Below are 24,982 nucleotides of genomic sequence, written 5' to 3'. Positions count from 1 at the left end.
CTCAGGTCCAGCTGTCGAAGAAACTGCTGCCGGCCCGGTCACGCACTTCGGCGCCGGCGTCCGCGCCCAGCTGCGCAGCATCTCCGAGAGGACCTTCACGGCGGATGTCATGCCACACCGAACCATCGGGAGTGAGGATCATCCCGTAAAATGAGAGCTGGCCGCCAGCCACTCTCGCCAGCCCCGCAATCGGGGTCCGGCAGGATCCGTCGAGCGCGCCCAGGAAGCCCCGCTCGCACAGAAGCGCGGCCTCGGTGTCGGCATGGTTGATCGGGGCCAGCAGTTCGGCAATTCGCTCATCATTGGTTCTGGCTTCTATGCAAATCGCTCCCTGCCCCGGCGCCGGGGGAAAACTCTCCGGATCAAGCAGTTCGGTGATCACCCCGGTATTGCCGAGACGCTTGAGCCCGGCATGGGCCAGCAATGTCGCGTCGACCTGCCCCTCGCCAAGTTTGCGCAGCCGTGTTTCGACCTGGCCACGGAAGGTGATGACCGACAGATCGGGCCGCAGTCGCCGGATCAGTGCCTGGCGCCTCAGCGAGGACGACCCGACCACCGCATTCAGCGGCAAGTCCTCGAGCCGGGGCGCGGAACGACCTATGAACGCATCCCGAACATCCTCGCGCTCCAGAAAGGCCACCAGCCCGAGGCCTTCGGGCAGCGCAGTCGGCATGTCCTTCGAGGAATGCACCGCCAGGTCCAGCCGTCCGTCGCTCAGCTGCTCTTCGAGTTCCTCGGTGAACAATCCCTTGCCGCCGATCTCCGACAGCGGCCTGTCGGTCACCCGGTCGCCCTTTGTCGACAGCACCACGATCTCGAACGCATCCTCGGGCAGCCCGTGCGCCGCCATCAGCCGGGAGCGTGTTTCGTGAGCCTGCGCAAGTGCAAGCGGACTGCCGCGGGTACCGATGCGGTAAGGTTTCATTTGCAAGTCATCCGATCCGTTGTTACCGACAAACTGGTACCGGGATCATCCCGCGAGCGCAACATTCAGGCGCGTGCGTGTCGCGTTCAATGGTTTCACTTGAACGCGCGCCACCATACATCACGCCAGACGACTAGGATCCGCAAGGACGGGCATGACCACCGGTAGCATTGATATTCTGGGAATCGAGACAAGCTGCGACGAGACCGCGGCCGCCGTTGTGCGCCGCTTTACCGATGGTAGCGGCGAAATCCTCTCCGATGTGGTGCTGAGCCAGCTCGATCTGCATTCGGCCTTCGGTGGCGTGGTGCCCGAACTTGCCGCCCGTTCGCACGTCTCCACACTCGACAGGCTGGTGGAACAGGCGCTCGCAGAGAGCGGCGTGCCTCTCCCCCAGATCGATGCGGTCGCGGTCACATCCGGGCCAGGGCTGATCGGCGGGCTGATGGTCGGGCTGATGACGGCCAAGGCGATTGCCATGGCGGCTAACAAGCCCTTTCTCGGCATCAACCATCTCGAAGGCCATGCGCTGACCGCCCGCCTTACAGACACTGTCACCTTTCCCTACCTCTTGCTGCTGGTGTCGGGCGGCCACACCCAGATCGTGCTGGTCAAGGGCGTCGACGACTATGAGCGCTGGGGAACCACCATCGACGACGCACTCGGCGAGGCCTTCGACAAGACCGCCAAGCTGCTCGGCCTCGGCTATCCCGGCGGCCCCGCGGTGGAACAGGCAGCCCTTTCGGGCGAGCCAAAGCGCTTCCGCCTGCCGGTGCCGATGCGAAAGGATCCGCGGCTCGACTTCTCCTTCTCCGGACTGAAGACCGCGGTACGGCAGATGGCCGAGGAACAGGCGCCGCTGTCACAACAGACCATTGCCGATCTGTGCCTGGCCTTCCAGGCCTCTGTCACGGCCAGCATCGATGACCGCATCGCCATGGCGCTGGACCGCTTCATGGAGCGTTTCGGAACCGAATCGAGGCCTGCACTCGTGGTCGCCGGCGGTGTCGCCGCCAACAAGGCGATTCGGTACACGTTGGAGAACCGCGCTTCAACAGCCGGTTTCCGCTTCATCGCGCCGCCGCTCAACCTGTGCACGGACAACGCCGCCATGATCGCCTGGGCTGGCGCCGAACGCCTGGCCGCCGGACTTGCGGCCGACCGGCTGGACCTTGCCCCCCGTTCGCGCTGGCCGCTCGATCAGGCCGCAACCGCCGTGCTCGGCCACGGCAAGCGCGGTGCAAAGGCCTGATCCGCTCTTGACCTGAACCGGTATTGAAACGAGAGATCGGGCAAGGCATAGAATGCGGCCACGCCCGACTGGCGATCCCGACCCTGGCGCCAGGCGCCCAACCCGATGGAGACTTCATGTATTTCGTCCTGATGTGCAAAGACAAGCCGAACTCGCTCGAGCTGCGGATGGCCACGCGCCCGCCTCACGTCGAGTATCTCAAGGACCTCGAAGCCGGTGGCATCCTGAAGACCGCGGGCCCGCTGCTGGGCGACGATGAAAAGCCGGTTGGCAGCCTGTGGATCATCAAGGCAGCCGACAAGCAGGAAGCCGAGGCGCTCGCCGCCGGCGATCCTTATGCCAAGGCCGGGCTTTTTGCCTCGGTCGAGATCCGTGCCTTCAACTGGACCTTCAAGAACCCGGAGGCTTGAGATGGCTTACTGGTTGTTCAAATCCGAGCCTTTCAAATGGTCCTGGGAGATGCAGAAGGCCAGGGGCGACGCCGGCGAACAATGGGACGGCATCCGCAACTACCAGGCCCGCAACAACATGCGCGCCATGAAGCTCGGCGACAAGGGCTTCTTCTACCACTCCAATGAGGGCCTGGAAGTCGTCGGCATTGTCGAGGTCTGCGAACTGATCCACCCTGACACCACCATCAATGACCCGCGCTGGGAATGTGTCGACATCCGCGCGGTCTGCGACATGCCGAAGCCGGTAACGCTCAAGGATGTCAAAGCCAACCCGAAGTTGGCCCAGATGAGCCTGGTCACCTCGATGCGGCTGTCGGTTCAGCCGGTGACCGAGGCCGAGTATCTCGAGGTCTGCCGCATGGGCAATCTCGACAACCCTCCACGATCGCCGGAGTGACAGCCGGAATGAGAGCCGCGTGATGCCCGATCCCGGCGCAGGCTGATGAAAACCGACCCGGAGCGCTTCATCCGCGCCAACACCGTGCTTGGCGCGCCGCCGCATGTCCCGGAGATCCGGCTGCATCTGGCCGATGAAGCCCATGATCTGTGGCTCAAGACCGAGGACGAACTCGATGCGCTGGGCCTGCCGCCGCCGTTCTGGGCCTTTGCCTGGGCCGGAGGTCAGGGTCTCGCCCGGCATCTGATCGACAATCCGGATCTCGTTGCCGGCAAGGTGGTGCTCGATTTCGCCTCCGGGTCGGGACTGGTGGCGATCGCCGCCTGCCTCGCCGGTACAGCACGGGTGAGTGCAGTCGACATCGATCCCTGGTCGGCCACCGCAGCCCGCCTCAATGCGCTGGAAAACAGCGTCAGTTTTGAGATCAGCCAGACGGATCTTGTCGGAACCGATTCGGGCTGGGATGTGGTTCTTGCCGGCGACGTGTTTTACGACCGGACCATGAGCGACCTGATCCAACCCTGGTTTTCCGCTCTCGCAAAACGCGGCGCGCTGGTCCTCGTCGGCGATCCCGGCCGCTCCTATTGTCCGCCCAACGGCATGGAATTGCTCGCAACCTACCAGGTTCCGGTCACACGCGCGCTGGAAGACAGCGAAATCAAGCGCACTTCGGTGTTCCGCTTCACCGGGTGAAGCGATTGCCGGCACTCTCAACTGATTTGCGATCCATGGTAGGGTCGGGTTTTTCCAAGGAGCGTGTCATGAATTTTGCAGGCATGAACTATCTGGCAATCCTTGTCGCTGCCATTGTCGCCTTTGTCATTGGCGCCATCTACTACGGGTCGCTGAGCAAGCCGTGGATGAAGGCCGCGAGGCTTGACCCGGAAGGGCCAAAGCCGGCCATGGCGCCGCTGATGATTACGACCTTCATCCTCGAGCTGGGCCTGGCCTTCGTGACCGCCGGCGTGATCGGCCACCTCGGAGCCGGCCAGGTGACACCGGTCAACGGTTTGATTTCGGGCCTGTTCATCTGGGCCGGTATCATCTTCACCACCATGACGATCAACAACCGCTACCAGGGCTTTGGCTGGGACCTGACCCTGATTGACGGCCTGCACTGGCTCTTGGTGATGATCGGGATCGGTCTGACCATCGGCTGGTTCGGGGTCTGACCGGAAGCCGCTCGTTCGCCGTTCTACTGAACCCGGATGATCGTACCGCGCCTGAGCAACGGCATGATGCGCAGCATGTCGCGTCGTGAGAGTGCGATGCAGCCCTGCGTCGGCGGGAATCCGGGCCTGGCCACATGCAGGAAGATCGCGCTGCCGATGCCGCGCCGCCGCGAACGGATGTTCCAGTCGAGCACGAATCCGAAATCGTAGAGCAAATCGTTTCGGACAAGTGTCTCGTGGCTGGCCGGAAACGGCAGCCGCACCGGCCTGTTGTAAGCCCCATGCCCGGGCGCGTCGCACCATCCATCCCGGCAGCTCACCCGCTGCAAGGCCAGACCCGCACCGTCTGGCGTAAGCATGCCGCCGCGTCGAAACCCCGACAGAACGGCCATGGTCGCGCGCGGCGTTCCGCCATCGCCCTCCCGTTTGAACGCGGTCACGCCACCCCGCCCGAGCGCCGCCGGAACCGTCACCGGCCCGATCCTGACCAGCCCCTTGCGCCGGTCGGAGGGGGACGGTCGCACCGCGATCACCCGTGGTCCAGTCCGTTTTGCCGGCGGTTTGTGTAACATCGATCTCACGATCAAGTGCTCCTGCTGTGAGCCTGGACGACTATTTAGCACTTTGCCCTCGCGCCGAAAGTGCCTAAACAGGAACACAATGCCATATGACACCATCTGTGGCGCCGGATTGCTCTCGCGCCGATGCCTGTACGAAGAAGGAAGCCGCAATGACCGCTCGCTCGATCCTGCTGGTAGATGATGACGATGACCTGAGAGAGACCCTCGTCGAACAGCTGTCGCTCTACGAGGAATTTGCCATTTCCCAGGAATCCTCGGCCACCAAGGGTGTGCAGGCTGCCAGGAGCGAACATGTCGACCTGCTGATCATGGATGTCGGCCTGCCCGACATGGATGGGCGCGAAGCGGTGAAACTGCTGCGCAAGGGCGGCTTCAAGGCGCCGATCATCATGCTCACCGGCCACGATACCGATTCCGACACGATCCTGGGGCTTGAAGCCGGCGCCAACGACTATGTCACCAAGCCCTTCCGCTTTGCCGTGCTGCTGGCGCGTATCCGCGCGCAGTTACGCCAGCATGAGCAAAGCGAGGACGCCACCTTCACCGTCGGTCCCTACACCTTCAAGCCGAGCCAGAAACTGCTGCTCGACGACAAGGGCGGCAAGATCCGGCTGACCGAGAAGGAAGCCGCGATCATCCGCTATCTCTACCGCGCCGACCAGAAGGTCGTCACCCGCGATGTGCTTCTCGAAGAGGTCTGGGGTTACAATTCGGGTGTCACCACCCACACGCTCGAGACCCATGTCTACCGGCTTCGTCAAAAGATCGAGGCCGATCCGTCGAACGCCGAGATCCTGGTAACCGAAAGCGGCGGCTACAAGATCATCCCGTGACCGGTTTCACCCGGTCTCCGATGAGACTTTACGCGACACAGGCTTTCAAGGAGTGCATCCGTGGCTCTGAATGATGATATCGCCCTGCTTTCCATTGTCCCGCTGTTTTGCGACATCAGCGAAGACAAGCTCCGGCTGATCGCGTTCGGCGCCGAACGGCGAAAGCTGCAGGCCGGCCAGATGCTGTTTCGCGAGGGCAGTCCTGCCGATTGCGCGTTCGTGGTCGCGAGCGGCCGTTTCGAGCTGTCCCGCACCGGCAAGGGCGGACAGAGCGTCCCGCTCGGCTTCGCCGAACGCGGCACCCTGCTCGGTGAACTGGCGATGGTGACCTCGGTCAACCGCTCGATGACCGCCATTGCTCCTGACACGGCTGAGGTCATCCGTATCAACCGGCCGCTGTTCCGCCGCATGCTTGAGGAGTATCCGGACATCGCCGGCATCATCCGTCAACGGATCGATGAGAATCTTGCGGCACTCAATGCCGATCTGGGCAGGATTTCCGGTCGCTTTGGCGGCTGACGCCAGGGCAGGCTGCAGCCCGGTCACACAAATCGACAGGCCTCAAGAACCGGTCGTCGTTAGAAATCAAAATGCGCCGTCACCGGAACATGGTCGGAGGGCCGTTCCCAGCCGCGGGCTTCGCGCAGCACGTCTATGCGCTTGAGCGCCGGCGCCAGGTCCGCCGATGACCAGACGTGATCGAGCCGCCGCCCGCGGTCGGCCGCGTCCCAGTCCTTGGCCCGGTAGCTCCACCAGGTGAAGATCTTCTCTTCCGGCGGAATGTGGGTCCGGATCAGGTCGACCCAGCCGCCCGCCTTCTGCATCGCCATGAAGTTCTCGGTCTCGATCGGCGTGTGGCTGACCACTTTCAGAAGCTGCTTGTGCGACCAGACATCGGTTTCAAGCGGTGCGATGTTGAGATCCCCGACCAGGATCGAGGATACCCCATCAGCGAGCTCGGCCTCGGCGTGAAGCCGCTTCATTTCCTCGACAAAATCCAGCTTGTGCGCGAATTTCGGGTTGATCTCGCGATCGGGTTCGTCACCGCCGGCCGGAACGTAGAAATTGTGGATGCGGATGCGCCTTGAACCGGGCGCCTCGACAACCGCCGAGACGTTCCGGGTGTCATCGATTGAGCAGTAGGTCTGCCGCCGGTCATCGCTCAGCGGCCGCCGCGAGATGATCGCCACCCCGTGATAGCCCTTCTGACCATGTATCGCGAGATGCTCATAGCCAAGCTTGCGGAAGGCGGCGCTCGGAAATGCGTCATTGGGACACTTGGTCTCCTGCAGACACAGGACATCGGGCCGTTCGGTCTCGAGAAAATGCTGAACCAGCGGAAGCCTGAGCCGGACGGAATTGATATTCCAGGTCGTAACGGAGAACGCCAAATCGAAATCGCCTTCTAGAGGAAAACCAGCCTGTATTTGGCCGATTAGCCACCCAAGGGCAAGCTGATCCTGTCGGCCGGCCGAAATTCGCCCGTCATCCACAATCAAATGAAGGCTTGGATCAGAATGATCTGCTTTAGCGCTCGCTCGGGCGTTTTTCGGACGGAACCTGCGCGTAAGGCACCTCGAACACGTCCTCGGCGAACCGAACGCCACTCTGGACGTTGAAGATCATCACAGAAGTGTCCTTGCCTTGTGCGTCGCGGATGGTCCATTGCCGCAACTCGAAAGTCTTCGGGTCGAACATCATGGAAATGGTCGAATCACCGAAAATCGACTTGTTACCCATAACGATCGTGGTCAGATCAGGGTCTTCCTTGACCGAACGCACGGTCTCGCCCGACAGGTCGATCCGTTCTGACAAGAGCAGTTTCAGAGGCGTCTTGCCGAGCGGGTAGAGATCCCAGGTCCTCAGCTTGCGGTTGCCGATCACCACATTCTTGCCGTCGGCGATCACCCGCACGGCCGAGGGCGCCTCATAGTTGAAGCGCAACTTGCCGGGACGCTCGATGAAGAACTTGCCGCCGGTCTGCTCGCCATTGGGTCCGAACTGGATGAATTCGCCGGTCATGGTTTTAACCGAGGCAAAGTGGTCAGCCACCCTCTGGGCCGTCTGCGCCGACTGCGCGGTACCCGGGAAAGCTACAAGCCCGGCGGCGGCGGCCATCAGCGACAGGCCCAGCCCCAGACCGCCGCCCAGCAGGGCGCGGCGGGCCGGGTCATGGCGGTCGGTCATCGTGGTTGAAATGTTCTGCTTCGACATCTCAGTCTCCGTTTGTTCTTGGCCTCTGTCTCGCCCAAGACTGCGGCGCCAGTGTGACGTGCGGCACACGTCGCCGCACCAGTTAGCGCGGATCGATTTCGTCTTCGGTCGGCACCAGGATTTCACGCTTGCCCGCATGGTTGGCGGGACTGATGACACCTTCGTTCTCCATCCGCTCAATCAGCGAGGCAGCACGGTTGTATCCGATCCCCAGCCGGCGCTGGATATAGGACGTCGATGCCTTGCCATCACGCAACACGATGGCCACCGCCTGGTCATACGGATCGTCCGAATCGGCGAGATTGGAGGTTCCTGCCGGACCGCCACCGCCCCCCTCGGTTTCATCATCATCCTCGGTAATCGCATCGAGATATTCCGGCACGCCCTGTGTTTTCAGGAAGGAAACGATGTCTTCGACTTCCTTGTCCGAGACAAACGGACCGTGGACACGCTGGATGCGGCCACCACCGGCCATGTAGAGCATGTCGCCCATGCCCAGGAGCTGTTCCGCACCCTGCTCACCCAGAATGGTCCGCGAATCGATCTTCGAGGTGACCTGGAACGAGATCCGGGTCGGGAAGTTGGCCTTGATCGTGCCGGTGATCACATCGACCGACGGACGCTGTGTCGCCATGATCACATGGATGCCCGCGGCACGGGCCATCTGCGCCAGTCGCTGCACCGCACCTTCGATATCCTTGCCGGCGACCATCATCAGGTCAGCCATCTCGTCGATCAGAACGATGATGTAAGGCAGCGGCGTGAGATCGAATTCCTCGGTCTCGTAGACGGCCTCGCCGGTCTCGCGGTCAAAGCCGGTCTGCACGGTGCGGGTGATCGGCTCGCCAGCATTGCGCGCCTGTTCGACCCTCTGGTTGAAGCCATCGATGTTGCGCACGCCGATCTTCGACATCTTCTTGTAGCGCTCTTCCATCTCCCGAACGGTCCATTTGAGCGCCACCACGGCCTTTTTCGGATCGGTCACCACCGGAGTTAACAGATGCGGAATCCCGTCATAGACCGAAAGCTCGAGCATCTTCGGATCGATCATGATCAACCGGCACTTTGACGGATCCATCCGGTACAGGATCGACAGGATCATCGTGTTGATCGCCACGGATTTGCCCGAGCCGGTGGTACCCGCCACAAGCACATGCGGCATCTTGGCCAGATCGGCGATCACCGGTTCACCGCCGATGGTCTTGCCAAGTGCCAGCCCCAGCTTGGCCTTGGAGGTCTCGAAATCGCGGCTGGCGATCAGCTCGCGCAGATAGACGGTTTCCCGCTTCTGGTTCGGCAGTTCGATACCGATCGCATTGCGGCCGGGAACCACGGCGACACGCACGGCGATCGCGCTCATCGAACGCGCAATGTCATCGGCAAGCCCGATCACCCGGGAAGACTTGATGCCCGGTGCAGGTTCAAGTTCATACAGAGTGACGACCGGACCGGGCCGGACATGAATGATCTCGCCCTTGACCCCGAAGTCCTGCAGCACGCCTTCGAGCATGCGGGCATTCTGTTCAAGCGCCTCCGGCGACAGCGAGGAATCCTTGGCCACGTTGCGGGCTTCGGCGAGAAGATGGACCGATGGCAGCGAGAACCCGTGATCGTCGAGCATCGAACCCTGCGCATCGCGATGCAACCGCGCACCCGGCTTGGGTCGTTCGGCAGGTGCAGCGATCCGTGGCGAAGCCGCCTGACGAACCGGAGCCGGCTGCGGACGCCAGTCCGCCGCAGGATCGTCTTCCTGGTCGAAATCATCGGACAGGATGCCTTCGGGCAGCGGCTCATCATCGATATCGAAAGGTGGAGCGTCATCGACGTGTTGCGGACGGCCCTGGGTCGAAGCTGCGAAGCCCGGTTCGATTCGTTCCCCAACAGGGCGACGGGCCCCGTCCTGAAACACATCATCGGCGGGATCGTACGCGCGGTTCAGATCGAGCGGGGAATCGGGCATCGGGCGCAGTCTTCGCAGGTCTGCCAGGCCGACCATCCGCCGCAGCCGGGCCCGCGTGGTGTACCATGCATGGGTGACAGCACCCAGGATCAGCGAACCGCTCGACGCTTCATCGAGTTCGTCGTCATCTTCGACAACCGGTTCGTCGATGTCTTCAACAATCACGGGACGTCCGGTCAGGCCGGCGCCGAAGACCAGCAGCCAGCATGCCACCGGCGCTATCAAAACTCCGAGAATGACCGCTACCAGGCCGGAGGGAAACCCGCCAGTGAACACCGAGGGGAGCTTCAGCGCCATGTCGCCGAGAACGCCACCGAGGCCGTTGGGCAGGGGCCAGGCTTCCGAGCGCGGCATCAGCCCGAACAGCGCAGCTGTCAGCCAGGCGCCGCCGAACCAGGCCGCGGCACGGCGTGAGCCACGGTCGACCGGCCTGTTGCGCATGAGGCCGATGGCCCAGAACAGCGCCGGCAGAAGACCAATAAGCCCCGCCAGGCCAAAGAACTGCATGACCAGATCGGCAAACGCCGCGCCGCTGAAACCCAGGGCGTTCTGCGGAACAGCGCCATTGGCGTTGGAGAAGCTCGGATCGGTGACATTCCAGGTTGCCAGCGCCGCAATCGCCAGCATCAGCCCGGCAAGGATTGCCAGCCCGATGACAAACCTGATCTGCCGTCGAACCAGCTCACCCAGCAGGGTGCTGTGCGAAGAAACGCCTGACGGTAGAGATGAAGAGCCTGACTGCATGGGTACACAACGTCCGAATCGGGTTTTGGGCCCTTGCGAACCCACATTCGGCAAATCTAACCGGTACCGGGTTAATGCGGCATTAACCATGCAAACCGCCCGACCGGTAAAACACTCAGGCTCAAACGCAAAGACGCGGCCCGGAAGGCCGGGCCGCGTCTTCGGTCTTGTTGAATCAGGTCTGCTCAGCCGTGATAGGCGGCTTCGCCGTGGGAGGCCAGATCGAGACCCTGGCGTTCATCCTCGACGCTGACGCGCAGACCGATGGCCATGTCGACGATCTTGAAGAGAATGAACGAAAGGATGCCGCACCAGAGGATGGTGATGCCGACCGCAGAGGCCTGGATGACGAACTGCGAACCGACGGCATAGTCTTCGCCGCCCGCGCCGCCGAGACCGGGCATGTTGACGACCGCGGTTCCGAGCGCGCCGACGATGCCGCCAACGCCGTGGATGCCGAACACGTCCGCCGTGTCGTCATAGCCGAACTTGTTCTTCACCACCGCGACGAAATAGTAGCAGACCGCCGAGGAGACCGCGCCCAGCGCGATGGCGCCAACCGGGCCCGCGAAGCCCGCCGCGGGGGTGACAGCGACGAGACCGGCGATCATGCCGGAAACCGCGCCGAGCAGCGAGGCCTTGCCGCGATGCAGGGTTTCGATCACCGTCCAGGCCAGAATGGCACCGGCGGTTGCGGTAAAGGTGTTGATCATGGCGAGCGCAGCGCCGGCATTGGCTTCCAGATTGGAGCCGGCGTTGAAGCCGAACCAGCCGAACCACAGCAGTGCCGCGCCGACCATGGTCAGCGTCATCGAGTGCGGCGCCATCATGTCGCGACCGAAGCCGGTCCGCTTGCCGACCATGATCGCACCGATCAGGCCGGCGATACCGGCATTGATATGCACCACGGTGCCGCCGGCAAAATCGAGCGCGCCCATCTTGTAGAGAAGGCCGTTGGCATCCCACACCATGTGGGCGACCGGGAAATAGACAAAGGTGACCCACAGAGCCACGAACAGCATGACCGCGGAAAACCGGATGCGCTCGGCAAAGGCGCCGACGATCAGCGCCGGGGTGATGCAGGCAAAGGTCATCTGGAAGGCGATGAAGATGTATTCGGGGATCATCACGCCATCGGAGAAGGTGGCCGCTTCACTGGCCGGGGTTACACCCGCCAGGAACATTTTCGCGGTTCCGCCCCAGAACGCGCTTTCCGACCCGCCAAAGGCGAAGGAATAACCATAGAGCACCCAGATCACCATCACCATGGCGGTGATCAGCGTGCACTGCAGCAGCACTGACAGCATGTTCTTGGTCCGCACCAGGCCTCCATAGAACAGCGCCAGGCCGGGCAGGATCATCAACAGCACCAGGATGGTCGAGACCAGCATGAAGGTGGTGTCGCCCTTGTCCATCGTCGTGGTTGCTTCCTGGGCGAAAGCTGGAACAGCGAAAGCGGCGAGTGCGCCCGCTGCCAACAGCCCGATCCGAAGCGGGGATGTGTGTGACATCTGAAGTGTCATGGGTTAGGTCTCCTGTTGCCTTACAANCAGGCCTCCATAGAACAGCGCCAGGCCGGGCAGGATCATCAACAGCACCAGGATGGTCGAGACCAGCATGAAGGTGGTGTCGCCCTTGTCCATCGTCGTGGTTGCTTCCTGGGCGAAAGCTGGAACAGCGAAAGCGGCGAGTGCGCCCGCTGCCAACAGCCCGATCCGAAGCGGGGATGTGTGTGACATCTGAAGTGTCATGGGTTAGGTCTCCTGTTGCCTTACAACGCGTCGGCGTCGGTTTCGCCGGTGCGGATACGCATGGCCTGGTCAATCGAGTAAACGAAGATCTTGCCGTCGCCGATCTGGCCGGTCTTGGCGGACGTCGCGATCGCTTCGACCGCCTTGTCCACCGCATCCGACGCAATCGCGATCTCGATCTTCAGTTTCGGAAGAAAGCTCACCGCGTATTCCGTGCCGCGGTAGATCTCCGTGTGCCCCTTCTGTCTGCCGTAGCCTTTGACTTCGCTGACGGTCAGGCCCTGAATGCCGATAGCCGTCAATGCTTCACGCACCTCGTCCAGCTTGAACGGCTTGATGATGGCCATCACAATTTTCATCTGGTTTCCCATCCTTGTTGTCCGCGGCCATGCCGCCTCTTCTGACAGACAACCCGACACCCGTCGGATCGTCCGTTTGGGAATTCCCAATCAAGTGCCGTGCCAAACGGCAATGTGCCGGAAACCAAGCCTTTCAGACGGGCAGACAGCCCTGCAGGGTGGCATGATGTCGAATTATTGTGCACAAACATCGGGATTTATGATGCTTTATTCAGCACTGCCGCTTTGCGCGCCAATGCCGCGCCTGACCAGCCAGGCTTCTGAACGGGGTCTGTCGATACAAAAAAGGGCCCGGAAAAACCGGGCCCCAAAGGTGGGATGGAACTCCATCCCGACGGGATATCATGACAAGGACAATCAGCCCTTGGTGAATTCCGGATAGGCTTCGACACCGACTTCCGCCATGTCCATGCCCATCATTTCCTGCTCTTCCGTGGCGCGGATGCCGACGGTCGATTTCAGGATCAGCCAGATCACGCCCGACACCACGAAGGTGAACACGCCGATCGAGACGATACCCAGGATCTGGGTGCCGTAGGACATATCCGGGTTGGAGAACGGTACGATGAAGGTGCCCCAGATACCGGCAAGAAGGTGAACCGGGATGGCGCCAACCACGTCGTCGATCTTGAACTTGTCGAGCATCGGGACGGCAAACACCACGATCACACCACCGACGGCGCCGATGATGATCGCCGTCAGCGGCGAAGGCATCAGAGGCTCGGCGGTGATCGAGACCAGGCCGGCGAGAGCGCCGTTGAGCGCCATGGTGACGTCGACCTTCTTGTACATGATCTGGGTGAGGATCATCGCCGCGACCACGCCGCCACAGGCTGCGAGATTGGTGTTGGCAAAGATCCGGCTGATGTCGGATGCGTCACCGTTCGACCCGAGGGCCAGCTGCGATGCGCCGTTGAAGCCGAACCAGCCGAGCCACAGGATGAAGGTTCCGAGCGTGGCAAGCGCCATCGACGAACCCGGCATCGGGGTGACCTTGCCGTCCGCTCCGTATTTGCCCTTGCGTGCGCCGAGGATGATAGCGCCGGCGAGAGCGGCCCAGCCACCGACCGAGTGAACCAGCGTCGAGCCGGCAAAGTCGGAGAAGCCTGCTTCGCTGAGCCAGCCTGCGCCCCACTGCCAGGAACCGGTGATCGGATAGAGCACGCCGGTCAGGATTGCAGTGAAGATCAGGAACGGCCACAGCTTGATGCGCTCGGCCAGAGTGCCCGAGACGATCGATGCTGTGGTGGCGCAGAACACCATCTGGAAGAACCAGTCGGAAGCAACCGAGTAGTCGCCTTCGTTGGCACTGCCGGCGTCAGGCCAGCTGTAAGGCATCGGCGTGCCGAAATAGCCACCGTTGACGTTGGTGTACATCAGTGAATAGCCGATGATCCAGAACATCAGGCCGGCAATCGAATAGAGAGCAATGTTCTTGAGGCACTGCATCGAGACATTCTTGGAACGCACCAGGCCTGCTTCCAGCATGGCAAAGCCGGCGGCCATCCACATGACGAGAAAACCGCCGATGAGGAACAGGAGCGTGTTGAAGATGAAGGCCGTTTCGGCGGCCGTGGCGAATTCCGGCGCCGCGGCGGCTTCGGTTGCTTCCTGGGCGAAAGCTGGAACAGCGAAAGCGGCGAGTGCGCCCGCTGCCAACAGCCCGATCCGAAGCGGGGATGTGTGTGACATCTGAAGTGTCATGGGTTAGGTCTCCTGTTGCCTTACAACGCGTCGGCGTCGGTTTCGCCGGTGCGGATACGCATGGCCTGGTCAATCGAGTAAACGAAGATCTTGCCGTCGCCGATCTGGCCGGTCTTGGCGGACGTCGCGATCGCTTCGACCGCCTTGTCCACCGCATCCGACGCAATCGCGATCTCGATCTTCAGTTTCGGAAGAAAGCTCACCGCGTATTCCGTGCCGCGGTAGATCTCCGTGTGCCCCTTCTGTCTGCCGTAGCCTTTGACTTCGCTGACGGTCAGGCCCTGAATGCCGATAGCCGTCAATGCTTCACGCACCTCGTCCAGCTTGAACGGCTTGATGATGGCCATCACAATTTTCATCTGGTTTCCCATCCTTGTTGTCCGCGGCCATGCCGCCTCTCCTGACAGACAACCCGACACCCGTCGGATCGTCCGCCTGACCCCAAGGAATCAAAAGCCGTGCCAGTTTCGAAAAAAACCGGCAACCTGTTGAAAATATGATCGAATATTCAGCGGAATGATTCAGGCGTGCGCCGCGCCGCACAGTCGAAGATCACAAATTAGGCAAAAGTTAACAAATGCCTATATTTTAGGCTTTTGCCCGATCTCGAATCAATCCTTCCTGCGCGACCGAGGCAATCAGCCTGCCGTCGCGCTGGTAAAGACTGCCGCGTGTGAAGCCGCGGGCGCCATTGGTGTTGGGCGAATCCATGCTGTAAAGCAACCAGTCATCCAGTTTCGAGGGCCGGTGGAACCACATCGCGTGGTCCAGGCTGGCGACCTGCAGCTCGCGGTCAAACACCGAGCGGCCATGCGCAAACAGCGCCGTGTCGAGAAGCGTCATGTCCGACAGATAGGCGAGGATCGCCGCCTGGATGATGTGGTCATCCGGCACCGGACCTGTGGTCCTGACCCAGACCTTCTGCTGCGGCTCGAGTTTCTGGTCGGAAATATAGTGCTCCAGCGACAGCGGCCGCACCTCGATCGGACGCTCCCGCTCCCAGTAGCTGCGGATATGATCGGGCGCACCGGCCAGGAAGGCTTCGCGCATCTCCTCCTTGCCCGGAAGATCCTGCGGCTGCGCAACGGCGGGGATCGGGTCCTGGTACTCGAGCCCCTCCTCGGCCTTCTGGAACGAGGCCGAAAGCGAGAAGATCGCCTTGCCGTGCTGGATCGCCACCACCGAGCGGGTCGCGAAGCTCAGGCCGTCACGGATCCGGTCGACCTCGTAGATGATCGGAGCGGCGGGATCGCCGGGACGCATGAAATAGGCATGCAGCGAGTGCACCGGCCTGTCAGCCGTAATAGTCCGCTGTGCCGCCACCAGCGCCTGGCCGATCACCTGGCCGCCAAAGACGCGCTGCCATCCGACCTGCGGACTAGTTCCGCGGAACAGGTCCTGCTCGAGCCGTTCAATGTCGAGACTTGAGAGCAGTTGTTCCATGGCGGTGGGAGCTGTGCGCGACATTTTGGTTTTCTCGCAGAGGTGGGCTGTAAGATGACAATGCGGTATACGGTGTCATGAGGCTGCTGCAAAGACCGCGGCTTTCATATAGGGCACGAATGAAGGGCAGCGCGCGCTGTCTGCCGGCAGATGCGGATCTCGGGAAGGAACATGCGATGACCACCACGACCCTCGATATTCTGGTATGCGGCGGCGGCTATGTCGGTCTTTCGGCTGCAGTGGCCCTGAAACTTGCGGCGCCGTCGCTGGATGTTGCCGTGATCGACGCCGCGCCGCCCGAGGTATGGCGCAAGGACCAGCGCGCCTCGGCGATCGCCGCCGGCGCAAGGCGCCTGCTGACAACGCTTGATGTCTGGAAGGACATCGAAGCCGAGACGCAAGCCATCAATGACATGATCATCACCGATTCGCGCACCTCCGACCCTGTCCGTCCGGTGTTTCTGACCTTCGACGGCGCAATCGAGGATGGCGAGCCCTTCGCCCACATGGCGCCGAACGTTGCCATGGTCGCTGCCCTTCGCGAAAGGGCGGCAGAGATCGGCGTGGCGATCCACCAGTCAGCCGCCGCATCGGCCCTCGACATCAGCGAGCGCGACGCCCGTGTCGAAACCGCTGATGGCCGGACATTCGCCGCAAAACTCGTGATCGCTGCCGACGGGGTCAAGTCCAGCCTGCGCGAGATGGCCGGCATCAAGACCCAGCGCTGGGAATATGGCCAGTCGGGCATTGTCACAACGGTCGCCCATGAACGCCCGCACAATGGCCGCGCCGAGGAGCATTTCCTGCCCTCCGGTCCCTTTGCCATCCTGCCGCTCAGCGGAAACCGCTCGTCGCTGGTCTGGACCGAACGGACCGAGGATGCCAACCGGCTCGTTGCCGAAGACGATTTTGTCTTTGAGGCCGAGCTCGAGCGCCGCTTCGGCCATCATCTCGGAGCACTGACGGTCGAAGGTGGACGCCGGGCTTTCCCGCTCGGATTGACGCTCGCGCGGGAATTCGTCCGGCCGCGGCTGGCGCTCGCCGGCGATGCCGCGCACGGCATCCATCCGGTCGCGGGCCAGGGCCTCAATCTCGGCTTCCGCGATGTCGCGGCCCTGGCTGAAACGGTCGTCGAGGCAAACCGTCTCGGTCTGGATATCGGCTCGCTGACCGTACTGGAGCGCTACCAGACCTGGCGCCGCTTCGACACGGTGCGCATGGGGGTCACCAGCGATATCCTGACGCGGATGTTCTCAAACGACATCACGCCGTTGCGGCTGATCAGGGATTTCGGCCTCGGGCTCGTCGACCGTATGCCGGCGATGAAACGCTATTTCATCAACCAGGCCGCAGGCATTCCCGATGCTTCGGGCCCGCGGCTGCTGCGCGGCGAGACAATCTGACCGCCGCAGCGTCTCAAGTGATCTTCAAATCCCCGATTGCGGCGCGATCTGCAGGCTTTGTTCGGCGCGGCGCAGGCTTTCCATCAGCACAGTCATGTCGTTGAAAGCGTGGGCCAAGGTGATTCCGCCTTGCCATTCGATGACAACGGCACGGGCACGGGCCATCGCAATAGATGGACGCGGGCCTGTTTTCTGCAGCTCCCGGGCAATGAAACTCACAAGCAGTTCGAAGCTTTGACCGGCCCGCGCCGATGCATCCGGAGCCGACCGGCGAAAATCCCTGACCGCCGCGCTTATCGGGCATCCGTTTTCAACCCGGCTGCGGTTGGACTGTCCAAGCCTCTGCAGCAGGAACCGGATACGCTCACGCGGATCCGGCGATGCGGTCTCTGCTTCGAGGGTCAGGGATTGGGTTTCACTGACAAAAACATCAGCCACCGCCAACGCCAGTTCCGCCTTGCTGCGAAAATAATAGAACATGTTGCCCTGCGGCACCCCGGCGGCGCGGGCAATGTCGGCAATGCTGGTTGCGGAAAAGCCATTGACCCAGAACAGGCGCGCTGCCGCGGCCACGATCGCTTCCCGCCTTTGGTCGCCCTTTTTCGCCACAAGCCCGCCTTTCTGATTTGGTCGGCTGACTTATAATTGAGCGATCAGATGGTCCCGTCAAGCGCCGCCCGCCGCTGGGAAGACGTCTTGGGCTCTCATTCCTCGTCGGGAAGCTGCCGGGCTTCGGAAACCAGCATGATCGGGATGCCGTCGCGCACCGGGTAGGCCAGCCTCGCGCGCGCGGAAACCAGCTCTTCCCGTTCGGCGTGGAATTCCAGCGGCCCGTAGGTCAGCGGACACACCAGGAGCTCGAGCATCTTGATGTCGACAGCGCCCCTTGCTCGGGGATTCTTTTCCGGCTGAACCTGGTCGGTCATTGGCACGCAGCACGCCTATTGCAGAACGCGTCCATAATCCTCTGAATCACGCGCAAGGGCAATCTCGGTAATCGCAATCAGCGTTTCCGCCCGAACCCTGAGATTGTCCGCTTCCAGCAGCGCCTGCTTTTCCGCCGGCCCGTAGGGCGACATCATCGACAGCGAATTGACCAGCGTCTGTGTGCTGGCCCGCTCGACGGAGTTCCAGTCGGCCTCGAGGTCATTGGCGTCCAGATAGGCCTTGAAGCTTTCGAGCAGCGCCTTCCTGTCGACTTCCGCCCCTTCATCACCGGCTTCAAGATCACCCAGGAAGGGCGAAATCCGGCAGGTCCGGTAAGGCTTGCGGCCTTTCTCCACTTCGCCGCCCACCCGGAACCGGCAGACACCGCCCAGGGTGATGACGTAGCGGCCGTCTCCGGTCTCCGCAATCGAGGTAATCCGCCCCAAGCAACCGACACGGCACAGGTCCTCGACAGGACCCTTGCAGGACTCCGCCTCGGCCATCGCCGGTTGAATCACCCCGATCAGCCGGTGCGAACTCATCGCGTCGTCAAACATCGAAAGATAGCGCGGTTCGAAGATGTTCAGTGGTAACTGCGACCCCGGCAGCAACAGCGCACCGGACAGCGGAAAAACCGGAACCTGTTCCGGAATATCCGCTTCGAGCCGATAGGATTTGTTCCCGACCTGCATGCCATTAAGCCTCAACGTTCATTACACACCGGAATGTGGGGCAAACCTTTAAAATCTCAAGGGTCTGCCGCGAAATCAGACGCTCAGGAAAACAGCAGCGAGGAAAGCTGCCGCCGGGCCGAAAGCGTTGCCGGATCGACGGGACCCCAGGCTTCAAAAAACTCCAGCAGCGTCTTGCGCGCCGCTTCGTCTTCCCAGGCCCGGTCCTTGCGCATGATCGCGAACAGCTCATCAGCCGCTGCTTCCCGGTAGCCCTGGGCATTGAGGATCTTGGCAAATTTCAGCCGTGCCTCGTGATCGTCGGGATTGGACGCAAGGCGCGATTCCAGCTCGACCGGATCACCCAGTTCGGCGACTTCGCGCGCCATTTCCACCCGCTTGAACACGGCAGCAACTTCCGGATCCTTGCGGTCTTCAGCCGGAATGGCATTGAGCAGTTTTTCGGCCCGGTCAAACTCGCCCGCCGCCAGCATGCAGCCGGCCATCCCGGCAATCGCGCCGACATGGCCCTGGTCCACTTGCAGGATGGCGCCAAACCCGCGTGCAGCGGTTTCCACATCGCCCGAGGTGAACGCCTCTCGCGACTGTGCCAGAATCTGTTCAACCTGCTCTTCCGCCGAGGATTTCGCCGGCGGGCCGGCCACCTTGTCGATGAACTCGCGAATCTGGCTTTCCGGAAGCGCGCCCATGAAGCCATCCACCGGCTTGCCGCCCGAAAAGGCGACCACGGCGGGGATCGACTGAATGCCCATCTGTCCCGGAATTGCCGGGTGATCATCAATGTTGAGCTTGACCAGCCTGACCCGGCCGTTTGCTTCCCGCACCACCTTTTCGATGATCGGGGTGAGCTGCTTGCAGGGTCCGCACCATGGCGCCCAGAAATCAACCAGAACCGTAACATCCTGCGACGCCTTGATCACGTCGGCGGTGAAGTCAGCGGTGGTGGTGTCAGAGATCAGATCCGCGGCTCCAGCCACACCACCGGCGGGTGCACCGGCCGGTTTCGCGGAATCGCCGAACGTCACCGTGCCGCTCATCTGGCCGCCGGATCCCGGCGCATAGGGATTGTCGAAGTCACTCATGGGTCTGATTCCGTGCCTGCTGTAAGATATCTGTGTTCAAAATCGTGATTTAGACCGAAACTTTCAAGATCATCGGTTCGTGGCCGGTATGGGCCAGAAAGCGCTTGAGGTCATCCCGCCCGATCGATGTGGTCGCATCGTTGCTCAGGGGATGAGCATTGATAACCTCGTTGTCGAGCAGCGGCGCGTCAATGACGATTGTCACTTCGTGGTCGGGATCATTGATCGCGCAGAAGATTGTGACCGAGCCAGGCGCCACACCAAGCTTCTCCATCAGTGCTTCCGGTTTGCCGAACGACACTCGCCCGCTGGCCCCGATCAGCGTGTGGATCGTCTTCAGGTTCACTTCGGCATTTTCTTCGAGTGTGACCAGGAAGTAGGCGCCTTTCTTGTCCTTGAGAAAGAGGTTTTTCGTGTGCCCACCCGGGATGTCGTCGCGCAGAGACTGTGATTCGGCGACCGTGAACACAGGTGCATGATCAACTGTCGAATGCGCGATCTCAAGAGCATCGAGGCAATCGTGGAGATCTTGGCGGGTCTTGGGCATGGAATACACTCTCGCTGAAAAATGCAGTCAGATGGGCGACGTTGAATCCGCGGCCAGGTTTCATTTCGCAGGATTCCAGCCCGATTTCGCCCCCTTGATAGGCAACCCGGCAAATCGGCGCAATGCCCGCCCTATTCCGGGCTTGTCGGCGGGGTGACGGTCGGGCTCAGGACGGGCGCACGACACGGCGATGCGGGCAAGTTGCGATATAGTGCATTTGACTGAAAATTCCCTGTTGCATTTGAAAGCAGGTTGCGCCATATAGCGCCGGTCCGGGCCGGAAGCGTCTGGACAACCGGTCCGGGTTCCCCACGGACATGGTGATGAGCGGGCGTAGCTCAGGGGTAGAGCACAACCTTGCCAAGGTTGGGGTCGGGCGTTCGAATCGCCTCGCCCGCTCCAGTTTCTCCAAATCCCAAAGGTCATGAAGCTGGTCCATCAGAGTTCGGTCAGGTGCCGTTTGGGTATCCCTTGGCTGCAGATCGGCTTGCCTGATATTCGCAAGACTTTCTTTCGGCCGCGCATGCCGAGACACCAAAGTCCCAGGCCTGAAAAATCTCAAAACGGAAGTGCGTCGCGTTTGATCCGCATCAACGTGGCAACCCTATCATGAGTGGATAATGAAATCGGACCAACCTGATGGACATCTTGGCCTCAGGCATCCCTGTTCCTGTGGAACAACTGGTTCCTTGCCCGCCGCCGCATCCGATTTCCCCGTCACCGAGCAGAAAATCCATGATCTCCGAGCTTATCATCGGCACCCTCACCATCCTGGCGTCCACCGCCGTCATGATCGCGTTTGTCCTTGTAACCATCCGGCTGGTCCGCAGGGCGGAAGCCAATTATACGGATCGCCGTCCCGGGATCTGGCAGTTTTTCAGACTGCTATCGAGCGCCGTCATCCTCGTGCTTCTTGCCAACACCGTATGCGTCTGGCTCTGGGCGATCCTGTTCCATTTTCTCGGCGTCTTCCCGACGCTCGAGGAAGCGGTTTATTTCTCGATGGTTTCCTTCACCACGGTCGGCTACGGCGATGTTGTCGTCGAGCACAGCTGGCGCATTCTCTCAGGCTTCGTCTCGGTCAACGGCCTGCTTGCCTTCGGCGTCTTCACCGCTGTTCTGATCGAGATCATCCGCGGCCTTTCAGACCGCTACATCCCAAGGCGATGAAATCTGCTTGTGAACTGCTGCTCTCGAAAAAGCAGTGCTTTTCACTTATATGCACAATACTGGCCCGGTGAGGCCCTGAAAGCGGCTAGTCGGGCAAAGGAAGTTTCATGGCGAGGGTTGATCAAACGGGCGATTGGCGGGACAGGCATGCACCGTCACTTGCCGAGTTCGAATCCCTGGCGATAGATGCCTATGCCAAGCTGCCCGACGGGTTCCGTGCCCACACGGGCAACGTGGCTATCATCGTGGCGGATTTCCCCGATGACGACATCTTCGAGGACATGGGGCTGGAAACGCCATTCGATCTGCTCGGCCTGTTCGAGGGCCGCGGCCTGACCGAACGGTTCACCATCGAGACCGGCGAACTGGCCAACCGGGTTCTGCTCTACCGTCGGCCGATCCTTGATTACTGGGCCGAGAATGATGAAACCCTAGGCGACATCATAACTCACGTCCTCATTCACGAGATCGGCCATCACTTCGGCCTCTCCGATGAAGACATGGAACGCATCGAGGCCGGCGTTCCCTGAGACCGGGTCCGACCTCACTTACCACTCTCACTTGTCCTGTGACGGATTTCACGCGCTGGCAACGGGCTCCGGGGAGCCTATGACCGCGCTCCGCCGCAAAGATCACGGGCAATCTGCTCGAACAGCCTTGTTCCAATCGGAATCAGGGCGTCCGGAAAATCGAAATCGGGATTGTGCAGCCTTGGGTGATCTTCTCCCGAGCCGAGCACGAACAGGCCGGTCTTGGCGACGCTGCCAAAACGTCCAAAATCTTCCGACCAGCGAAACGGATCGCCAACCTCGACACGGGCGGTCCCCAACAGCCCTGCCGCAGATTCGATATGAGCCACCGCTGCCGCGTCATTGTGACCGGCGGCAAAATTCTCGTGGCGGGAGAATTCGACGCCCAGGCCGCCGGCTTCCGCCAGCCGTCGAGCCAGCCCCTCGGCCAGATTGATCAGGTCGGCCTGCAACTCGTCATCAATGGCCCGGACCGTCACCCAGACATCGGCTTCACCGGGAGAGATCCCGAAAGCCGCCTCGCCAACCCGCGCATGGGAAAGGGTGACCAGCGAATGGCCGGCCGTGTGACCCAGCGTCTCCGGCAGCGCCGGCAGGGTTTCGACCAGCCTTGCCATCACCGCTGCCGGGCTGACCCCGGCCTCGGGCTGGGCCGCATGCGACGTACGGCCGGTCAGCCGGATGGCCAACCCCTCGGAGGCAAATGTGAACGGACCGGACCGGACCCCGACCGATCCCAGCGGCAACCCCGGCAGGTTGTGAAGCGCGAAGGCATAATCCGGGCGGATCAGTTCGAAGCGCGGATCTGCTATCACGTCCGCCGCACCCGCGCCGGTTTCCTCCGCCGGCTGGAACAGAAGCACCACGCGGCCACGTGCCGGCCGGTTTGCGGCCAATTGTACAGCCAAGCCGCACATGATCGCCATGTGGCCGTCATGTCCGCACAGATGCCCCTTGCCGTCGATCTCCGAGCGCCAAGCGAAGCGCGAGATCTCGGTGATCGGCAATCCATCGAGTTCACACCGGAACAGCACGGTCGGACCCGCAACGCCGCTGTCATAAACCGCCGCAACGCCGTGCGTGCCCAGGTCCTTGAGGATCTCGTCGGGGCCATGGCGTTCGAGTTCGGCAGCAATCCGGGCGGCTGTCTGCCCCTCTTCACCGGAAAGCTCCGGTCTGCGATGAAGATCGTGGCGCAGAACGGTCAGTTCCGCCACGGCGGCAGGTGTCAGGAGGTCGGTCAAGCTTACTGGTCTCCGAGTTTCATGTCAGGATCATAGGCTTTGCCCTCGACCTCCTTGGTCACTGCCTGGCCGCAATGCATCAGGCCGGTTGCCGCGTTGAAGGACAGCGAGGGCGAGCCATGCAATTGCCAGCCCTTGGACAGGGCGAGGCTGACCTTGTGGCAGAAGGCACTGTCGTCTGGTCCGGTGAGAAAACGATAGAGTTTCATGTCGTGTGGTCTCCGTCATGGCGCGCGGCAATCCGCGCAGCCTTTTCAATGAGCCGTTCAGCCATCTCCAGATGCAGCCGCTCGACCATCTTGCCGTTGAGGCTGATAACGCCCCGGTCGTGGTTTTCAGCCAGACTGAAAGCCTCGGCGATCGCCTTTGCCTCCGCAAGCTGCCCGGCCGGGATGCCGAAGGCCTGGTTGGCCGGTCCGATCTGCGCCGGATGGATCAGCGTCTTGCCGTCAAACCCCATGGCCCGACCCTCGTCGCATTCGCGCTTGAGCCCGGCCTCGTCCCGGAAATCATTGTAAACGCCGTCAAGAACGTCGAGGCCATAGGCCCGCGCCGCAAGCACGATCTGCATCAGCCACGATGACAGCCATGGCCGCCCCGGCAACGAGGCGACGCCGGTTTCCTTCATGAGGTCATTGGTTCCGGTAATCAAACAATCCAGCCGCGCGCCGTCGGACCGTGCCGTGCGCGCGATGTGGCCCGCGTTCATGACCCCGCGCGGGGTTTCGATCATTGCCCACAGCCGCAATGACAAAGCCGCATCGGTCTGCTCAAGCGCGTCTTCCACCGCGATGATGTCTTCGGGCGTTTCCACTTTCGGGATCAGAATCGCGCCCGGCTTGCAGCCACGCGCCGCAAGCAGATCCTCCGCACCCCATGGTGATGACAGGGAATTGATCCGGATCACCGTCTCCACGCCATCAGGCAACGCCGCAGCCCGTCCGTCCCTGAAAAATCGCCGCAGGCTCTCGCGGGCTTCGTCCTTGGCGCCGGGCGCGACCGAATCTTCAAGGTCAATGACGGCGCTGTCACAGGCCAGCTGTGGCAGTTTTTCAAGGGCGCGGGCATTGTTTGCCGGCAGATACAGCGCCGAACGGCGAGGCCGCACGGGCCGGAAGGGTGATGTCTGGGTCATCACGCCTTATTGCCTTTGACGCGACCGCCATGCAAGGGCCCCGGTTTCTTCCGCAAGCTTGATGCGGGCTCCAGGCATCCATGAATACCGGCAGACTGCAGCGCACTATTGAACGCCGCGCTACCGATCCCCACATGATCGATAACAACAAAGGAACATGGTTATGAGAAACATTCTCGCAGTCTTGACCGGATTGGGCCTGGTGGTTGCTGCCTTTGCAGGCGTTGCCTTGGCGCTTGTTATTGGTACCCTCGCAGCAGGCACGATCGTCCTTGCACGTCTGACCGGACGGCTCCAGCCTGCCATGGCAAAGGCAAGCACTTCCGGCAACCGCGACAGGGCCAGAACCGACTACAGGGTCTGGAATGACGGCCGCGGCACCATTATCGACATGTAGTTCGCAGCGCTGCCGCCGCTTGCGAACGCCTTCTGGCGGTTAAGTGTCGGCAAGCCTCTTCTTTTTCG

General features: G+C 61.7%; 29 protein-coding genes, 1 tRNA gene and 1 pseudogene. 12 read left to right on the top strand and 19 right to left on the bottom strand.

The features are described from left to right. Position 1: 1 nt before the first annotated feature. The gene (gene hemC, locus SPHINGO391_RS23445; protein WP_152011105.1) at positions 2-931 is read right to left on the bottom strand and encodes a hydroxymethylbilane synthase; all 930 of its coding nucleotides are present in this window, start codon (positions 929-931) and stop codon (positions 2-4) included. Between the two features lie 148 nt (positions 932-1,079). Between hemC and tsaD the strand changes: the two genes are divergently transcribed. From tsaD to SPHINGO391_RS23420, 5 genes are all read left to right on the top strand, one after another. Next, a complete protein-coding gene (gene tsaD, locus SPHINGO391_RS23440; RefSeq protein WP_152011104.1) occupies positions 1,080-2,177 on the top strand; it encodes a tRNA (adenosine(37)-N6)-threonylcarbamoyltransferase complex transferase subunit TsaD in 1,098 nt (365 codons plus the stop codon). 116 nt (positions 2,178-2,293) lie between these two features. Then, positions 2,294-2,587, top strand: a complete 294-nt coding sequence (locus tag SPHINGO391_RS23435) for a YciI family protein (RefSeq protein WP_152011712.1) — start codon at positions 2,294-2,296, stop codon at positions 2,585-2,587. 1 nt (position 2,588) lies between these two features. After that, on the top strand, positions 2,589-3,026 hold the full coding sequence (locus SPHINGO391_RS23430) for an EVE domain-containing protein (RefSeq protein WP_152011103.1): 438 nt from the start codon (positions 2,589-2,591) through the stop codon (positions 3,024-3,026). Positions 3,027-3,071: 45 nt separating this feature from the next. Further along, positions 3,072-3,719: a methyltransferase gene (locus SPHINGO391_RS23425; RefSeq protein WP_152011102.1), complete on the top strand. Its 648-nt coding sequence runs from the start codon at positions 3,072-3,074 to the stop codon at positions 3,717-3,719. Positions 3,720-3,787: 68 nt separating this feature from the next. Then, positions 3,788-4,198, top strand: a complete 411-nt coding sequence (locus tag SPHINGO391_RS23420; protein ID WP_152011101.1) for a DUF1761 domain-containing protein — start codon at positions 3,788-3,790, stop codon at positions 4,196-4,198. A gap of 23 nt (positions 4,199-4,221) precedes the next feature. Here SPHINGO391_RS23420 and SPHINGO391_RS23415 read toward each other — a convergent pair whose 3' ends face one another. Further along, entirely contained in the window at positions 4,222-4,770 is a 549-nt protein-coding gene (locus SPHINGO391_RS23415; protein WP_152011711.1) for a L,D-transpeptidase family protein, read from the bottom strand. A gap of 158 nt (positions 4,771-4,928) precedes the next feature. Here SPHINGO391_RS23415 and SPHINGO391_RS23410 point away from each other — a divergent pair, with 158 nt between their 5' ends. Continuing rightward, on the top strand, positions 4,929-5,612 hold the full coding sequence (locus SPHINGO391_RS23410) for a response regulator transcription factor (RefSeq protein ID WP_152011100.1): 684 nt from the start codon (positions 4,929-4,931) through the stop codon (positions 5,610-5,612). Between the two features lie 60 nt (positions 5,613-5,672). Next, positions 5,673-6,131, top strand: a complete 459-nt coding sequence (locus tag SPHINGO391_RS23405) for a cyclic nucleotide-binding domain-containing protein (protein WP_152011099.1) — start codon at positions 5,673-5,675, stop codon at positions 6,129-6,131. Between the two features lie 59 nt (positions 6,132-6,190). Here the strand turns inward: SPHINGO391_RS23405 and SPHINGO391_RS23400 are convergent, their stop codons facing one another. The 9 genes and pseudogenes from SPHINGO391_RS23400 to tesB form a co-directional block, all read right to left on the bottom strand. Then, positions 6,191-7,003, bottom strand: coding sequence for an exodeoxyribonuclease III (locus tag SPHINGO391_RS23400; RefSeq protein WP_152011098.1), 813 nt, complete (start codon positions 7,001-7,003; stop codon positions 6,191-6,193). A gap of 136 nt (positions 7,004-7,139) precedes the next feature. Then, the gene (locus SPHINGO391_RS23395; protein ID WP_193217447.1) at positions 7,140-7,799 is read right to left on the bottom strand and encodes an outer membrane lipoprotein carrier protein LolA; all 660 of its coding nucleotides are present in this window, start codon (positions 7,797-7,799) and stop codon (positions 7,140-7,142) included. 109 nt (positions 7,800-7,908) lie between these two features. Continuing rightward, positions 7,909-10,530, bottom strand: coding sequence for a DNA translocase FtsK (locus tag SPHINGO391_RS23390; protein ID WP_152011096.1), 2,622 nt, complete (start codon positions 10,528-10,530; stop codon positions 7,909-7,911). Positions 10,531-10,715: 185 nt separating this feature from the next. Then, positions 10,716-12,053 (bottom strand): ammonium transporter, encoded by a 1,338-nt coding sequence (locus tag SPHINGO391_RS23385; RefSeq protein WP_244615337.1) that lies wholly within the window; start codon positions 12,051-12,053, stop codon positions 10,716-10,718. Positions 12,054-12,080: 27 nt separating this feature from the next. Beyond that, a pseudogene (locus SPHINGO391_RS23380) lies at positions 12,081-12,281 on the bottom strand (ammonia channel protein); the annotation flags it as partial. A gap of 20 nt (positions 12,282-12,301) precedes the next feature. Next, positions 12,302-12,652, bottom strand: coding sequence for a P-II family nitrogen regulator (locus SPHINGO391_RS23375; protein ID WP_193217393.1), 351 nt, complete (start codon positions 12,650-12,652; stop codon positions 12,302-12,304). Between the two features lie 345 nt (positions 12,653-12,997). Continuing rightward, the gene (locus SPHINGO391_RS23370; RefSeq protein ID WP_210385812.1) at positions 12,998-14,344 is read right to left on the bottom strand and encodes an ammonium transporter; all 1,347 of its coding nucleotides are present in this window, start codon (positions 14,342-14,344) and stop codon (positions 12,998-13,000) included. Positions 14,345-14,364: 20 nt separating this feature from the next. After that, entirely contained in the window at positions 14,365-14,715 is a 351-nt protein-coding gene (locus tag SPHINGO391_RS23365) for a P-II family nitrogen regulator (protein WP_193217393.1), read from the bottom strand. A 217-nt stretch (positions 14,716-14,932) separates the two neighbouring features. Next, a complete protein-coding gene (gene tesB, locus SPHINGO391_RS23360) occupies positions 14,933-15,811 on the bottom strand; it encodes an acyl-CoA thioesterase II (RefSeq protein ID WP_152011094.1) in 879 nt (292 codons plus the stop codon). Positions 15,812-15,963: 152 nt separating this feature from the next. Here tesB and SPHINGO391_RS23355 point away from each other — a divergent pair, with 152 nt between their 5' ends. Beyond that, entirely contained in the window at positions 15,964-17,190 is a 1,227-nt protein-coding gene (locus tag SPHINGO391_RS23355; protein ID WP_152011093.1) for a ubiquinone biosynthesis hydroxylase, read from the top strand. 24 nt (positions 17,191-17,214) lie between these two features. Here the strand turns inward: SPHINGO391_RS23355 and SPHINGO391_RS23350 are convergent, their stop codons facing one another. The 5 genes from SPHINGO391_RS23350 to SPHINGO391_RS23330 form a co-directional block, all read right to left on the bottom strand. Then, complete coding sequence (locus SPHINGO391_RS23350; protein WP_244615334.1) at positions 17,215-17,763, bottom strand: TetR/AcrR family transcriptional regulator; 549 nt, start codon at positions 17,761-17,763, stop codon at positions 17,215-17,217. A gap of 131 nt (positions 17,764-17,894) precedes the next feature. Next, positions 17,895-18,116 (bottom strand): Trm112 family protein, encoded by a 222-nt coding sequence (locus tag SPHINGO391_RS23345; protein WP_152011091.1) that lies wholly within the window; start codon positions 18,114-18,116, stop codon positions 17,895-17,897. A 15-nt stretch (positions 18,117-18,131) separates the two neighbouring features. Beyond that, positions 18,132-18,809, bottom strand: coding sequence for an LON peptidase substrate-binding domain-containing protein (locus SPHINGO391_RS23340; RefSeq protein WP_152011090.1), 678 nt, complete (start codon positions 18,807-18,809; stop codon positions 18,132-18,134). Between the two features lie 83 nt (positions 18,810-18,892). Further along, the gene (trxA, locus tag SPHINGO391_RS23335; protein WP_152011089.1) at positions 18,893-19,891 is read right to left on the bottom strand and encodes a thioredoxin; all 999 of its coding nucleotides are present in this window, start codon (positions 19,889-19,891) and stop codon (positions 18,893-18,895) included. 49 nt (positions 19,892-19,940) lie between these two features. Then, positions 19,941-20,438: a prolyl-tRNA synthetase associated domain-containing protein gene (locus SPHINGO391_RS23330; protein WP_152011088.1), complete on the bottom strand. Its 498-nt coding sequence runs from the start codon at positions 20,436-20,438 to the stop codon at positions 19,941-19,943. A 327-nt stretch (positions 20,439-20,765) separates the two neighbouring features. Between SPHINGO391_RS23330 and SPHINGO391_RS23325 the strand changes: the two genes are divergently transcribed. From SPHINGO391_RS23325 to SPHINGO391_RS23315, 3 genes are all read left to right on the top strand, one after another. Continuing rightward, positions 20,766-20,840 (top strand) — tRNA-Gly (locus SPHINGO391_RS23325). Between the two features lie 333 nt (positions 20,841-21,173). Beyond that, complete coding sequence (locus tag SPHINGO391_RS23320) at positions 21,174-21,608, top strand: potassium channel family protein (protein WP_193217392.1); 435 nt, start codon at positions 21,174-21,176, stop codon at positions 21,606-21,608. Between the two features lie 107 nt (positions 21,609-21,715). Next, entirely contained in the window at positions 21,716-22,138 is a 423-nt protein-coding gene (locus SPHINGO391_RS23315) for a metallopeptidase family protein (protein ID WP_152011086.1), read from the top strand. Positions 22,139-22,215: 77 nt separating this feature from the next. Here the strand turns inward: SPHINGO391_RS23315 and SPHINGO391_RS23310 are convergent, their stop codons facing one another. The 3 genes from SPHINGO391_RS23310 to SPHINGO391_RS23300 are packed head-to-tail and all read right to left on the bottom strand — an operon-like array spanning position 22,216 to position 24,517. Next, entirely contained in the window at positions 22,216-23,382 is a 1,167-nt protein-coding gene (locus tag SPHINGO391_RS23310) for an amidohydrolase (RefSeq protein WP_244615332.1), read from the bottom strand. 2 nt (positions 23,383-23,384) lie between these two features. Next, positions 23,385-23,591, bottom strand: coding sequence for a DUF1737 domain-containing protein (locus SPHINGO391_RS23305; protein WP_152011085.1), 207 nt, complete (start codon positions 23,589-23,591; stop codon positions 23,385-23,387). Continuing rightward, the gene (locus SPHINGO391_RS23300; RefSeq protein WP_152011084.1) at positions 23,588-24,517 is read right to left on the bottom strand and encodes a CoA ester lyase; all 930 of its coding nucleotides are present in this window, start codon (positions 24,515-24,517) and stop codon (positions 23,588-23,590) included. Before SPHINGO391_RS23300 ends, SPHINGO391_RS23305 begins: the two co-directional genes overlap by 4 nt. 163 nt (positions 24,518-24,680) lie before the next feature. Here SPHINGO391_RS23300 and SPHINGO391_RS23295 point away from each other — a divergent pair, with 163 nt between their 5' ends. After that, positions 24,681-24,914 (top strand): hypothetical protein, encoded by a 234-nt coding sequence (locus SPHINGO391_RS23295; protein WP_152011083.1) that lies wholly within the window; start codon positions 24,681-24,683, stop codon positions 24,912-24,914. Positions 24,915-24,982: the final 68 nt, after the last annotated feature.

The sequence above is a fragment of the Hoeflea sp. EC-HK425 genome (genome assembly GCF_902498795.1).
Taxonomy (GTDB): domain Bacteria; phylum Pseudomonadota; class Alphaproteobacteria; order Rhizobiales; family Rhizobiaceae; genus Hoeflea; species Hoeflea alexandrii.
This window is presented reverse-complemented; position numbering and strand designations above follow the sequence as displayed.